Origin of the sequence: Pyruvatibacter sp. (assembly GCF_040219635.1) — a bacterium.
Classification (GTDB): Bacteria; Pseudomonadota; Alphaproteobacteria; order CGMCC-115125; family CGMCC-115125; genus Pyruvatibacter.
The window spans coordinates 144,503-158,228 of record NZ_JAVJSC010000002.1 but is presented as its reverse complement, the minus strand read 5'-3'; the positions used below and the strand labels follow the sequence as shown (position 1 = coordinate 158,228).

Here is a 13,726-nt window from a genome sequence, read left to right as displayed (position 1 = left end):
GCGACATTCATGAATCTCTTCTCTGACATCAAAACCGTGCTGACGGCCACCATTGAGGGGCTGGCGACCAGCGGCGTTTTGCCTGCTGATCTTGACCTTGCAAACGTCACGGTCGAGCCGCCGCGTGATGCGTCCCATGGCGACATCGCCACCAATGCTGCGCTGGTACTGGCGAAGCAGGCGAAGATGAAGCCGCGCGATATTGCGGATGCGATTGCTGCTGCCATCGTCACGGATGCTGCTGTAACCAAGGCAGATGTTGCAGGTCCGGGGTTCATCAACCTGACATTGGACCTGGACGTTGTTCGGGCGCAGGTGCCCGGCGTGCTCACAGCGGGAGATACATTCGGCAGCACCGATGTAGGGCAGGGACGGCCCGTCAATGTGGAATACGTCTCCGCCAATCCGACGGGCCCGATGCATGTGGGCCATTGCCGCGGGTCTGTGTTTGGCGACGCGCTGGCCAACCTGCTGGACAAGGCAGGATTTGCCGTCACGCGTGAATACTACATCAACGATGCGGGCGGCCAGATTGATGTGTTGGCGAAATCCGCCTTCCTGCGCTACCGCGAAGCGCTGGGCGAGGACATTGGCGAGATACCCGAAGGCCTGTATCCCGGTGACTATCTGGTGCCCGTCGGCAAGGCACTTGCCACACAGCATGGCGATGCGTTGACCAAAATGGACGAGGCGGAGTGGCTGCCCATCGTCAAGGATGCCTCCATCGACGCCATGATGGATATGATCCGCACCGACCTGGGCGTTCTCAACATTCATCACGATGTTTTTTTCTCGGAGCGTGATCTGGGCCGGGCGGACGAACAGGGATCAAAGCTGGCAGAAGCGTTCGATCTGCTAGAGAGCCGGGGGTTGCTCTACACCGGCGTGCTTGAGCCGCCCAAGGGCAAGACGCCGGACGACTGGGAGCCGCGTCCGCAACTCCTGTTCAAGGCCACACAGTTTGGCGATGACGTTGACCGGGCGATGAAGAAGTCTGACGGCACACACACCTATTTTGCCGCTGACATTGCCTACCATCTGGACAAATACCGGCGCGGCTTTGCCGACATGATTGACGTGTGGGGCGCGGACCATGCGGGCTACATCAAGCGTATGCAGGCGGCCGTGAAGGCTCTTTCAGATGGCGAAGGTGCCCTCGACGTCAAAATCTGCCAGATGGTGAAGCTGTTTCGCGACGGCGAGCCGGTCAAAATGTCAAAGCGGTCAGGCGAGTTCGTGACGCTGCGTGATGTGGTGGATGAGGTGGGCCGCGACGTGGTTCGGTTCATCATGCTGACGCGCAAGAATGACGCACCTCTCGATTTTGATTTCGCCGCAGTGATGGAGCAATCAAAAGACAATCCGGTTTTCTATGTGCAATACGCTCACGCCCGCATCTGCTCCGTGATGCGGATGGCGGGGGATGATTTTGCGGATTCCGATCTGTCAGATGCAGCGCTTGCGAAAGCTGACCTGTCGGTGCTCGGTGATGAAACCGAACTGGCGCTGATAAAGCAGGTGGCCGCGTTTCCACGGCTGGTAGAGCAAGCAGCGCACGCCCATGAGCCACATCGTGTGGCGTTTTATCTTCAGGAACTGGCGGCCGGGTTCCATGCACTTTGGAATAAAGGCAAAGATGACGCGCGCTTGCGGTTTATCCATACGGATCAGCGGGGTGTTACGATGGCGCGTCTGGCGTTGATTCGCGCGGTGGCGGTCACGCTGTCGGCGGGTCTTGGTATTCTGGGCGTTACACCAGTTAGGGAAATGCGCTGAAGCGGCTTTCATGGCCCAAGGCGCGCGCACAAGCATCAGGAGAACACCCCATGTCCGATAGGGATCGTGATGACGACAGATATTCACGCGGTGCGTTCGACCCTGTGATGGTGGACACCTTGGATACCTATGATGCAACCGACGAAGACGACGAGCCGCCCAGCCGTGGCTGGCTGATGCTGCTCGTGGTGCTGGCGGTGCTCGTGGCACTGGCGGGTGTTGTTTACTTTGCCTACCAGCAGGGGCGCGAAGAAGGCATCCGCACGGCACCGCCAATTGTGCGGGCCGATGGAGGGCCTGAGAAAGTTGCCCCGCAAGACCCCGGCGGCATGGAAATACCGCATCAGGACAAAGAGATTTTTGAACGCATAACGGGCAATGCGCCAGGGGAAGAGGCTGAAAGCGGTGTTGAGCGGCTGCTGCCGCCGCCTGAAGAACCCGTGACGCCATCAACGCCTGTGGCGGCTGATCCCCCTGCGCAGGCTGAGGCGCCCGTGGTGAGCGAACCCGCGCCTGCAGAGCCTGCACCTGTTGCTCGAACGCCGGTCCCAGCCCCAACACCGGCACCCACACCGGCACCAACACCGGCACCAACTACAGCAGCGGGTGGTTGGGTCATTCAGATTGGCGCTTTCCGCGATAATGCCCGTGCACAAACCGAGTGGGCCGGGCTGCAAAGCAAACACCCAACCATTCTGGCGGGCGCGTCGGCTGATGTTCAGCGGGCTGACCTTGGCGACCGGGGCATCTGGTATCGGCTACGGGCCGCGACCTATGCCACCAAGGCTGCTGCTGACACAGCCTGTGGCCAGCTCAAGGCCGCCGGAACTGACTGCCTGGTGCGTCGCCGCTGATGACGCAGGCTGCGATTTACGGCTGCGAGGGCCTGTCGCTTACAGATGCCGAACAGCACTTCTTCAGGGATGCTGACCCCTGGGGGTTCATTCTGTTTGCCCGCAACGTGAATGATCCTGCGCAGGTCGCGGCTTTGTGCGCCCAGATGCGCGAGACAGTCGGGTGGGACGCGCCCATTCTCATTGATCAGGAAGGCGGCCGTGTCGCGCGGCTCAAACCACCCCACTGGCGGGCACACCCACCGGCGCGGGTGTATGGCACTTTGTTTGAACGCAATCAGGCCGCCGGGCTGGAAGCCTGCCGCCTGGGTACTTTTCTCATTGGTGCTGAATTGAAGGCGCTGGGCATTGATGTGGATTGCGTGCCACTGGCCGACGTGCCCCAGCCCGGTGCCCACGATATTATCGGCGACCGGGCCTACGGCGAGACGCCTGAGCAGGTCATTGCGCTGGCCCGGGCGGCGGCAACCGGGCTTGAGGAAGCCGGCGTATTACCCGTTCTCAAGCACATTCCCGGTCACGGGCGCGCAGGCGTGGATAGCCATGAGGCCCTGCCGGTAGTGAATGCCGACCTTAGAAGCTTGCAGGAGGTCGATTTCAAGCCGTTTGAGGCGCTCAGCGACCTGCCTTTGGGCATGACAGCACATGTGGTGTTTTCAGCTTTGGATGATGCGCGTCCCGCAACCACCAGCGAGACTGTCATCAACATCATACGTCACGACATTGGCTTTGACGGGCTGCTGATGAGCGACGATCTCTCCATGAAGGCACTGGGGGGGCCGATGGCGCGTCGTGTGACCGAATCGCTTGAGGCAGGGTGTGACATCGTCCTGCACTGCAATGGCCATATGGATGAGATGAAGGATGTTGCTGCGGCCACATCCGCGCTCACGGCGGCGGCTACCCTGAGATCAGAATCCGCACTTTCCCGCCGTATTCCATGCCCAACCGAATCACTTAAGTCAGCACTTCACAGATGGGATGAACTTCTGGGCGCAAGTGCTTGACGCCGGCGTTGCACAGGGCAGACGGTGGAGCCTGATTGAGCAGACCCTCACACCAAGAGGACAGGTTTTGAGCCCCGGCGAAGTTTATGATTTCAAGAGCGGTGCCCCCCGTACATCAGCGGGGCACGCATCCACAGGCGATGCCGCCCCGGACGTGCGGGCGCTCGTGGTGGACGTTGACGGCTATGAGGGACCGCTCGACCTGCTGCTGACGCTTGCGCGGTCGCAGAAGGTTGACCTGGCCAAGATCTCCATTCTTGAGCTCGCGGAGCAGTACCTGGCGTTTGTTGAAGCCGCCAAGGAACTGGAGCTGGAGCTTGCGGCAGACTATCTGGTGATGGCCTCCTGGCTGGCCTATCTCAAAAGCCGTCTGCTGCTGCCACCACCCGATGAGGACGAGGAGCCAAGTGCCGAGGAACTTGCCGCGCGCCTTGCATTCCGTCTTCAACGGCTGGAAGCCATGCGGGAGAGTGCCGCCAAGCTGATGGCCCGTGACAGGATGGGCCGCGACGTGTTTGCCCGCGGGATGCCCGAGGGCGTGACCGTTATCAAAAAAAGCCTCTACAAGGCCGAGATTTACGACCTGCTGAAAGCCTATGCCACGCAGCGGGCGATCCAGAAGATCGATACACTGAAAATGCCGCGCCAGCCGGTGCTGTCCATTGAAGATGCCCGCAAGCGGCTTGAAAGCATGCTGGGCGTTCTCATTGATTGGGACCGCATTGATACGCTGCTGCCGGATGCATTTACACACGGAAAGAGCCGTCGTTCCGGCCTTGCAAGCACCTTTTCTGCCAGCCTTGAGTTCGCCAAACACGGCAAGATTGAATTACGGCAGGCATCTGCTTTTGCACCCCTGTATGTGCGACGCAGAGCCCCCAGACCTGTTGATCCTGACACTGTTGATGCTGGCACTGCCACCCAAGCAAACGGAAATACCCGATGACAAACGCCCCGCGGATGGCTGAAAAACACGATATGCATCACGATGACGACGATATTGCGGACGAGAACGGCGAAAAGGACGCCGCCAATGTGGCGTTGGGCGTTGATGAGCCGTCCAATATCGCGGTGATTTCTGATGAGACCCGCACCAAGACCCTGCGTATGGTCGAGGCCTTGCTATTTGCGGCGTCAGAGCCTTTGGATGAAAAGAGCCTGGCGCAGCGGCTGCCCGAAGGAACCGACGTAAAGGCGCTGCTTGGCGAGTTGCAGGCTTTTTATGCCCCGCGCGGGGTCAACCTTGTGCCGGTGGGTGGCAAGTGGCTGATGCGCACAGCCGAGGACCTGTCGTTTCTGCTGCAACGCGAAGCCGTGCAGCAGAAGAAGCTGTCGCGTCCGGCGATGGAGACCCTGGCGATTATTGCCTATCACCAGCCGGTCACGCGCGCGGAAATTGAGGAAATAAGAGGGGTTTCTGTTTCTGCTGGCACACTTGATGTGCTGCTTGAAACCGGCTGGATCAGGCTGCGTGGTCGCCGCAAAACACCCGGCCGCCCGCTGACCTACGGCACTTCCGACGAGTTTCTGGTGCATTTCGGTCTCGAAAGCGTCCGCGACCTGCCCGGTGTTGATGATCTCAAGGCCGCGGGCCTGCTTGATGCGCGTCTGCCGCCGGACTTCTCGGTGCCACAACCCGACGATGCCCAGCTTGACGACGACGAGGAAGAACTCGCCGACGATGACAGCGGCGAGGAGTTTCTGATTGCCGAGGTTGATGACGAGGTCGTGCCTGCACCCGACACCCAGGCGCTGGATGCGGCGACGCCGGACGGCGAGAACCGGGAATAAGTCGCATTTGAGCTTGGCAACATACGCTCTATTGTGGCGCACATGACGCCACGCCTTTCATTCAGCGGCATTGCCCACAAATACGATAGTCTTCTGGCCTTGGAGGATATTTCCCTCGAGGTGGCAGGCGGCGAGGTGGTGTGTCTGCTCGGCCCGTCGGGCTGCGGCAAGACCACAACGCTGCGCATTGCGGCAGGCGTTGAGCGGCCCACATCGGGGCGCGTCGAGATTGACGGCAGCGCGGTGGCCGCACCGGGGCTTTTTGTACCGCCGGAGAAACGCGGCGTCGGGCTGATGTTTCAGGACTACGCGCTATTTCCGCATCTGACTGTTCTGGACAACGTCAAGTTTGGCCTGCATCAGCACCCTAAAGACACGCGCACCTCCATTGCCACGCGTGCTTTGGAGCGTGTGGGCATGGCAAGGTACGCCAAGGCTCATCCTCATGCCCTGTCCGGCGGCGAACAGCAGCGCGTGGCACTGGCACGGGCGATGGCGCCGGGGCCACGCATTTTGTTGATGGACGAACCGTTTTCGGGCCTCGACAATCGCCTGCGCGACAGTGTGCGTGACGAAGCGCTGACCTTGATTGAGCAATCGCGAGCAAGCGCATTACTTGTGACCCACGACCCTGAAGAAGCCATGCGAATGGCAGACCGTATCGCACTGCTGCGGAACGGACGCCTGGTCCAGATCGGCACGCCGCAAGACTTGTATTATCGGCCGGTGGACCCTGAGACCGCAGCTTTTTTCAGCGATGTGAACCAGTGCGCCGGTAGAGTATCAAACGGTGTGGTCACGTGTGCGCTGGGCACCTTTCCCGCTCCCGATCACGCGGACGGGACCGCCGTTACCGTCGTGCTGCGACCAACGGGCATTGCGCTTGGGCGCGGCGGCATCGGCGTGGCTGCCACCGTGCGCCGGGCGCGGATGCTGGGCGAGGAAAGCCTCATCGAAGTCGAAATCGGCGGGCACGATATACTGGTACAGGTTCGCGTACGCGGCGCATGGCTGCCAGAGGACGGAACCCAGGTGCGCGCGGCGGCAGCCCCTGAAAGAGCTTTGATTTTTACCCGGAATGCTTCACAGAGCCACGAAACCGGGCCTTTAGATGATACGCCGGGGTTGCAGGTTGCCGCCACGCAGGCCATCTGAGAGGATAGAGAGTAACGGGGCGCTTTTGCCCCAGCCTTGGGAGTACCCGTTATGGGATTGAGCGTCTGGCAAATACTTATTGTTGTTGCGCTGGTCATTTTGCTGTTCGGTCGCGGCAAGATTTCTGACCTGATGGGCGACGTTGCACAGGGCATCAAGAGCTTCCGCAAGGGCCTGGCCGAGGATGAGACGACCGCAAAGAACAGCGGCAAGACCATTGAGGGCGAAACCATCCAGGCGGATGCTGCGAAGGATGCTGAAGACGCCGCGCGCCGCGAAACGATGAAGAACTAAGCCACCCCATAAGGCGGATCAAAGCACGTGTTTGATATCGGCTGGCCAGAACTCATGATTCTCGTCATCGTGGCGGTGGTCGTGGTGGGGCCGAAGGATCTGCCGCGCCTGATGGCGACGTTAGGCCGCTACATGGCACGTGCGCGTGCAATGGCGGCTGAGTTTCAAAAAGGGTTTGAAGACATCGCGCGCGATGCCGAACTTGAAGACCTTAAACGCGAGATAGACCGCGCAGGCGAAGGCGACATTCTCAAAACGCCACCCCCCATCCGTCCCGATTCCAAGATAGATGAAAAATCTTCCACTAAATCCGCTTCTTCCGGATCCGGAGAATCCTCTTGAGCGGGGGCGACAGTGGCCGTAGCGGCACGGAGCACATAGAGGCCAGCCGCGCGCCGCTTCTGGATCATCTGATTGAGCTTCGCACCCGGCTCATCAAATCCATGATCGGGTTCGTGCTGGCATTCTGCGTCACGTTTTATTTTGCCGAAGACATTTACCGGTTCCTCACCCAACCGCTGGCGGATGCGCTGGCGGGCGAGCCGGGACGCAGACTGATATTTACAGCCCTGCAGGAAACGTTTTTCACCTACATCAAAGTCGCGCTGTTCGGCGCACTGTGTCTGGCATTTCCCATCATTGCCGGGCAATTGTGGATGTTTGTTGCGCCGGGACTTTACAAAGACGAGCGCATGGCGTTTTTGCCGTTTCTTGCAGCTACGCCCGTGCTGTTTCTGCTCGGCGCATCGCTGGTGTTTTATTTCATCATGCCGGTGGCGACAGAGTTTTTCTTGTCGTTCGAGGCACCCGGCGGTGATGGCGCGTTGCCCATTCAACTCGAAGCCAAGGTGAACGAATATCTGTCGCTGGTAATGACGCTCATTTTTGCGTTCGGGCTGGCGTTTCAGTTGCCAGTTGCGCTGATGCTGATGGGCCGGGCAGGGCTGGTGTCGTCGGCGACCCTTGCCAAGCAGCGTAAATACGCAATCGTCGGGGCGTTTGCGGCAGCGGCTATTTTGACACCGCCGGACCCGATCAGCCAGATTGGCCTTGGTGTGCCCATCATCCTGCTCTACGAGATTTCAATCATCGGTGTGCGGCTGATTGAGAGGAAACGCGCTGCGAAAGCCGCGTCAGGTACGGACGGCAAAACTGCCTGACCCTTGTCTGGACCGGGTGCGCTACAGCGTCGTATAGAGGGGCGCAATTTTCCGGCTGCGCTTGAGAGATTCGCCCCCATGCACGACATCAAAGCGATACGCGACAACCCTGATGCCTTTGACGCAGGAATGGCGAAGCGCGGTCTGCCGCCGCAAGCCGCAGCTATTCTGAAAATCGATGAGGAGCGCCGCACACTCATTCAGGAGTTGCAGGACGCACAGGCGCGCCGAAACGATGCCTCCAAGGAAATAGGTAAGGCAAAGGGGCAGGGAGATAACGACGCTGCGCAAAAGCTGATTGATGAAGTCGCCGGGCTCAAGGCTGACATTCAGGCTGGCGAAGATCGCCAAAGGCAGTTTGACGAAAAACTTGAGAGGATCCTGGCGGCTCTTCCCAACATCCCGCTGGATGATGTGCCGACAGGCAACGACGAAACTGAGAACGTCGAGATCCGCCGCCATCTTGAACCGCGCCGGTTGAACTTTGCCGCACAGGAACACTTTGATCTGGGTGAGGCGGGCGGCCTGATGGATTTTGAAACAGCCGCCAAATTGTCCGGCGCGCGGTTTGTGGTATTGCGCGGTCAGCTTGCGCGGCTTGAGCGGGCGCTGGCCAATTTCATGCTTGATCTGCACACGGGCGAGTTTGGCTACACCGAAGTTGTCCCACCTATGCTGGTGCGAGATGCGGCCATGTATGGCACTGCACAGTTGCCCAAGTTTGCTGACGATCAGTTCAAGACCGGCGCGCCCGACGACGAAGATGCGCACTGGCTGATACCAACAGCGGAAGTGCCACTCACCAACCTTGCACGCGAAGCCATTCATTCAGCCGACGACCTGCCGCTGCGCTACACAGCCTTTACACCGTGCTTCCGCAAGGAGGCGGGGTCTGCCGGGCGCGACACACGCGGCATGATCCGCATGCATCAGTTCTCCAAGGTTGAGTTGGTGAGCATCACGACGCCGGAAACGTCAAACGATGAACATGAGCGCATGACACACTGCGCGGAGGAAGTTCTCAAGCGGCTGGAACTGCCGTTCCGCACCATGGTGCTGTGTACCGGCGACATGGGGTTTGGCGCGCGAAAAACCTATGACCTTGAGGTGTGGCTGCCGGGGCAGGACGCCTACCGCGAAATCTCGTCCTGCTCGCAGTGCGGTGATTTTCAGGCGCGCCGCATGAATGCACGCTTCCGGCCTGAGGGCGAAAAGAGCACGCGGTATTTGCATACGCTCAACGGCTCAGGGCTTGCGGTGGGTCGGACACTGGTGGCGGTGCTGGAAAATTATCAGCAGGCGGATGGGTCTGTGGCAGTGCCTGATGTCCTCAAGCGCTATATGGGTGGCATTGAAACACTTGACCTTGGAGCCCGTGCGTGACCCTGAAAAAATCCGGCAAGCTGCTTATCGAGACTGCTGACGGCGGCACCCGCCCGTTGCGCATTCTGTGCGCCAATGACGACGGCATTCATGCGCCAGGCCTCAAGACACTTGAGAAAATCGCCAATGCGTTGTCTGACGATGTGTGGGTTGTGGCCCCTGAAACAGAACAATCAGGCGCCGGCCATTCGCTGACGCTGGCGCACCCGCTACGGTTGCGCAAAATCAACAAGCGCCGCTTTGCGGTGTCCGGCACGCCGACGGACTGTGTGCTGATGGCGGTGCATGAAGTAATGGCGGATACGCCGCCTGATCTGGTGTTGTCGGGGGTCAATCGCGGGCAGAACATTGCCGATGACGTGACTTACTCCGGCACCATTGCGGCCGCCATGGAAGGCACGGCGCTGGGCATTCCGTCGATTGCCCTCAGCCAGGCCTATGGATTTGAAGGTCGCGCCAAGGTGAAATGGACAACCGCCGAACATCACGGGGCGGCCCTTGTTTCAAAGCTGGTTGAAATGGGCTGGCCCGCTGACGTGCTGATGAATGTCAACTTCCCCGATGTGGCCGCAGCCTCCGTTGAGGAAGTGGAGGTGACGGTTCAGGGCAAGCGGGACCAGAACAACGCGCTGATTGAAACACGCATGGATGCGCGTGACACGCCTTATTACTGGCTGGGCTTTGGCAAGATCCCGTCAAACCCGGCAGAGGGCACTGACCTGCGGGCAATCTATGCGGGGCGTATTTCAGTAACGCCGCTGCATATGGACCTGACCCACAAAACCACCCGGCGCGCGATGGCGAAAGAAATTGGCGGCACACCACCAAAAGCCATTGTACCGGTGGTCGTGAGCGCGCGCGGCGTCAAGAAGGCCACGCGGTGAGCATGAGCGAGAGTGCCGGGGGCGACCCGTCCCGCATTATCCAGCTCATCATGACGTTGCGCCGCCAGGGCATTACCGATGGCAAGGTGCTGGGCGCAATTGAGCGCACCCCGCGCGAGGTGTTTGTTGAGGCAGCCTTTGAGGGTCAGGCCTATGAGAACAGCGCCTTGCCCATCGAGTGTGGCCAGACCATCAGTCAGCCCTATGTGGTAGCGTTCATGACTGCCAAGCTGGGTGTTTCCGACAGAATGAAGGTGCTGGAAATCGGCACCGGCTCCGGCTACCAGTCAGCCGTTCTGGCGCGCCTGTGCCGCAGGCTTTACACCGTCGAGCGCTACCGCACCCTGCTCAGGGAAGCCGAGGCGCGGTTTGCGCGGCTTGGGCTCACCAACATTACGTCAAGGGCGGGCGACGGGACGAAAGGCTGGCCGGAGCAGCAACCGTTTGACCGCATCATCGTCACAGCGGCAGCCAGTGAAGTGCCGACGCTGCTTGTTGACCAGCTCAAAACCGGTGGCATCGCCATTGTGCCGATTGATGTGCCTGCGTCTCAGGCCACGTCCCAGGGTAGTGGTCAGATGTTGGCCAAAATTACCAAAACCGACGACGGCTATACCCGCGAGGATCTTATTGCGGTGCGTTTTGTGCCATTGGTGGATGGTGTAGCCCGCGAACTTTAGCGGTTTTTGTGGCGGATGTTGCGGTCGCACACTTTTTTGTGCCCGCAGTCCAATCTTCATTAACCAAATGATCCCAAACTGCATCCGAGATTTTGCGCAGGCTTCATTCCAACGCGAAAAGTATGCGCGCAAATGACGGGTTTGGGATACGGGTTCGATGTCGATTTTTTCAGCACTAGCACGCCCTTTGAAGCGCGAAAGCGGTAGCCGGGGCGCATCGCGGGCGGTATCACTGGCTGTCATGCTGACGGCGGGTCTTGCTGTATTGGGCGCGTGCGCGGCACCTTCAGGTAATCGTGGTGTTCCCGTCGCAACATATGGAGGGTCATCGGCAGCGCCGACGGAGCCATATACAATTGTCGTGCGGTCGGGCGACAGCGTGTCCATTCTGGCGGAACGCCACAATGTACCGATGCGGGCGCTGGCACAGGCCAACGGCATTTCAGCACCCTACACAATTTACAAAGGTCAAAAATTGACTGTGCCCGTGCCGCGTGTTCACCGCGTACGCAATGGTGACACACTGTCTGAAATCGCCCTGACCTACGACACAACCACACGCGAAGTGGCACGCCTCAACAACAAGCGCAATCCGTATCCGATCTATGTGGGTGAACGTCTTCGCGTGGGGGGCTGGATGCCTGACAGCGGGCAAAATGTTGCTCGCCGTCAGGCTCCTCCCGTGCAAAACGCATCAGCGACTGTGCCGCAACCAAATGCACGGCCCGCCCGTGGTGTTGCGACACCGCGCGCGAAACCAACCCTGCCGGCACCGCCTGCGCGTGCCGGGCGTTTCCTGTGGCCGGCTGAAGGACGCATCATTTCAAGCTATGGCCCCAAGGAAGGCGGCCTGCACAATGACGGTATCAACATTCGCGTCCCGCGCGGAACGCCGGTGGTTGCCGCCGATAATGGCGTGGTGGCCTACGCAGGCAACGAGTTGCAGGGCTACGGCAACATGGTGCTTGTGCGCCATCAGGATGGCTACGTGACCGCCTATGCCCACAACACAGACCTGCTGGTCTCACGTGGTGATATTGTATCGCGCGGCCAAAAAATTGCGCACTCTGGCTCTTCGGGTGGCGTGCGTGAGCCGCAGATTCACTTTGAAGTGCGGCGCGGCTCCAAACCGGTCAACCCGATGAGCTATCTGGGTAACAACGTAGCCTCACGTTAGCCAAGCCACTATTCACAAGTCACTATTCAAGTGTGCGCCCCAAACGCGCAGCCAGATCCTGCACAAACTGCCAGGCTACGCGGCCAGACCTGGCACCACGCGTATTGGTCCACTCAATCGCCTCCGACCGGATGTCCGTCCACGGATGATTGAGCGAGTAATGCCTGACGTATTGCCTCACCATTTCAAGGTACTCGTCCTGCGAGCATTGATGGAACCCCAGCCACAGGCCAAACCTGTCTGACAGGGACACCATTTCTTCAACGGCTTCCGTCGGGTTGATGGCGCGCTGGCGCTCGTTGTCCACCATATCGCGCGGCATCAGGTGGCGGCGGTTTGATGTGGCGTAAAACAACACGTTGGCGGGTCGGCCTTCTATTCCGCCTTCCAGCACGGCCTTGAGGGATTTGTAGCTTCTGTCTGCCTGGTCAAACGACAGGTCATCGCAAAAAATAAGGAACCTGCGATCAACGTTGCGCAGTTGCGTCATCAGCCTGGGCAGGGAGGAAATATCCTCGCGGTGTATTTCAACAAGCGCCAGTGGCGTTTGCGCATCTGCCGCCGCCCGCGCGTGCACAGCCTTGACCAGAGAACTTTTCCCCATGCCGCGTGCGCCCCACAGCAAAGCGTTGTTGGCCGGGAGACCGGCGGCAAAGCGCCTGGTGTTTTCCTGCAGCGTGTCGCGGGCACGGTCGATGCCGTGGAGCAGGCCAAGGTCAACACGCGCCACGTCCTTCACGGGCATCAACGTTGCGGTATCGCCGTTCCAGATGAACGCATCGGCGGAAAGCAGGTCTGCCGCCTGGTCGGGTGCACTGGCTTGCGCCTCCAATGCACGGGCGATGCGTTCAAGCAGCGGGAGTACCTGACCGGTAATATCTGGGGGCTGGGTACCATCGGCCATGGGTGTGGTGATTCTCCGTTTTTGGTGGGGGTATTGTCCGGTTATGTGCTGATACGCACCGCGCACAATATCATGGCGGGCCTAAACGCTGAAAAACCGTACCTTTCCAAGGGTATTGTGAACGTCCGGGCACTGGTTTTCAAAGCCTGAATGCCTCGTTATAGTCCGCGCGCACTGCCGGGAACCCGGCTCGTATTTTGCCGGTTTACGGCAGACTTTCCTCAAGGCGGAGACTTTGATGCTCATTACCCCGGCATATGCGCAGACAGCGGGCGGCGGAACTGATTTTCTGGTGACGATTTTCCCGTTCATCATCGTTTTTGCGATTATCTATCTGTTGATCCTGCGGCCTCAGCAAAAGCGCATCAAGGAGCATCGCGCGATGGTGGAAGCTGTGCGCCGCGGTGACACGGTGGTGACGGCTGGCGGCCTGATCGGCAAGGTCACCAAGGTAGTGGACGAAACCGAAGTGCAGGTTGAGATCGCTGAGGGCACGCGGGTGCGCGTGGTGCGCAGCACTCTGTCTGACGTGCGCTCCAAAACAGAGCCGGCACCAAAAGATCCACCCAAGGCTGCGAATAACAAAGCAGACGATACCGATACGGGCACCAAGTCGTAGCGGTATCACGCCCGGTATGCCTGTCTGATGGAGACGACCTGA

The 13,726-nt window shown here is 59.7% G+C and carries 15 protein-coding genes; 14 read left to right on the top strand and 1 reads right to left on the bottom strand.

What is annotated here, in order from left to right; genetic code table 11:
• Nucleotides 1-9 precede the first annotated feature (9 nt).
• From argS to RIB87_RS01650, 13 genes are all read left to right on the top strand, one after another.
• A complete protein-coding gene (argS, locus tag RIB87_RS01710; RefSeq protein ID WP_350142861.1) occupies nt 10-1,776 on the top strand; it encodes an arginine--tRNA ligase in 1,767 nt (588 codons plus the stop codon).
• A 50-nt stretch (nt 1,777-1,826) separates the two neighbouring features.
• A complete protein-coding gene (locus tag RIB87_RS01705; RefSeq protein WP_350142859.1) occupies nt 1,827-2,630 on the top strand; it encodes an SPOR domain-containing protein in 804 nt (267 codons plus the stop codon).
• Nucleotides 2,630-3,637, top strand: coding sequence for a beta-N-acetylhexosaminidase (gene nagZ / locus RIB87_RS01700; RefSeq protein ID WP_350142857.1), 1,008 nt, complete (start codon nt 2,630-2,632; stop codon nt 3,635-3,637). The genes RIB87_RS01705 and nagZ overlap by 1 nt, the downstream gene beginning before the upstream one ends.
• A 67-nt stretch (nt 3,638-3,704) precedes the next feature.
• On the top strand, nt 3,705-4,583 hold the full coding sequence (locus RIB87_RS01695) for a segregation and condensation protein A (RefSeq protein ID WP_502943197.1): 879 nt from the start codon (nt 3,705-3,707) through the stop codon (nt 4,581-4,583).
• Complete coding sequence (gene scpB / locus RIB87_RS01690; protein ID WP_350142853.1) at nt 4,580-5,428, top strand: SMC-Scp complex subunit ScpB; 849 nt, start codon at nt 4,580-4,582, stop codon at nt 5,426-5,428. Before RIB87_RS01695 ends, scpB begins: the two co-directional genes overlap by 4 nt.
• A 42-nt stretch (nt 5,429-5,470) precedes the next feature.
• Nucleotides 5,471-6,583: an ABC transporter ATP-binding protein gene (locus tag RIB87_RS01685; protein WP_350142851.1), complete on the top strand. Its 1,113-nt coding sequence runs from the start codon at nt 5,471-5,473 to the stop codon at nt 6,581-6,583.
• Nucleotides 6,584-6,634: 51 nt separating this feature from the next.
• Nucleotides 6,635-6,877, top strand: a complete 243-nt coding sequence (locus tag RIB87_RS01680) for a twin-arginine translocase TatA/TatE family subunit (protein ID WP_350142848.1) — start codon at nt 6,635-6,637, stop codon at nt 6,875-6,877.
• Nucleotides 6,878-6,904: 27 nt separating this feature from the next.
• Nucleotides 6,905-7,219, top strand: a complete 315-nt coding sequence (gene tatB, locus RIB87_RS01675; RefSeq protein ID WP_350142846.1) for a Sec-independent protein translocase protein TatB — start codon at nt 6,905-6,907, stop codon at nt 7,217-7,219.
• A complete protein-coding gene (gene tatC, locus RIB87_RS01670) occupies nt 7,216-8,037 on the top strand; it encodes a twin-arginine translocase subunit TatC (protein ID WP_350142844.1) in 822 nt (273 codons plus the stop codon). The genes tatB and tatC overlap by 4 nt, the downstream gene beginning before the upstream one ends.
• Nucleotides 8,038-8,115: 78 nt before the next feature.
• Nucleotides 8,116-9,420, top strand: a complete 1,305-nt coding sequence (gene serS / locus RIB87_RS01665; protein WP_350142842.1) for a serine--tRNA ligase — start codon at nt 8,116-8,118, stop codon at nt 9,418-9,420.
• Nucleotides 9,421-9,476: 56 nt separating this feature from the next.
• On the top strand, nt 9,477-10,304 hold the full coding sequence (gene surE / locus RIB87_RS01660) for a 5'/3'-nucleotidase SurE (RefSeq protein ID WP_350143515.1): 828 nt from the start codon (nt 9,477-9,479) through the stop codon (nt 10,302-10,304).
• 2 nt (nt 10,305-10,306) lie between these two features.
• On the top strand, nt 10,307-10,984 hold the full coding sequence (locus RIB87_RS01655; protein ID WP_350142840.1) for a protein-L-isoaspartate(D-aspartate) O-methyltransferase: 678 nt from the start codon (nt 10,307-10,309) through the stop codon (nt 10,982-10,984).
• A gap of 157 nt (nt 10,985-11,141) precedes the next feature.
• Nucleotides 11,142-12,161 (top strand): peptidoglycan DD-metalloendopeptidase family protein, encoded by a 1,020-nt coding sequence (locus tag RIB87_RS01650; RefSeq protein WP_350142837.1) that lies wholly within the window; start codon nt 11,142-11,144, stop codon nt 12,159-12,161.
• Nucleotides 12,162-12,183: 22 nt separating this feature from the next.
• On the opposite strand, the gene RIB87_RS01645 is transcribed toward RIB87_RS01650, so the two are convergent.
• Nucleotides 12,184-13,065, bottom strand: a complete 882-nt coding sequence (locus RIB87_RS01645; RefSeq protein ID WP_350142834.1) for an ATP-binding protein — start codon at nt 13,063-13,065, stop codon at nt 12,184-12,186.
• Nucleotides 13,066-13,303: 238 nt separating this feature from the next.
• Here RIB87_RS01645 and yajC point away from each other — a divergent pair, with 238 nt between their 5' ends.
• Nucleotides 13,304-13,684, top strand: coding sequence for a preprotein translocase subunit YajC (gene yajC / locus RIB87_RS01640; protein ID WP_350142831.1), 381 nt, complete (start codon nt 13,304-13,306; stop codon nt 13,682-13,684).
• Nucleotides 13,685-13,726 lie beyond the last annotated feature (42 nt).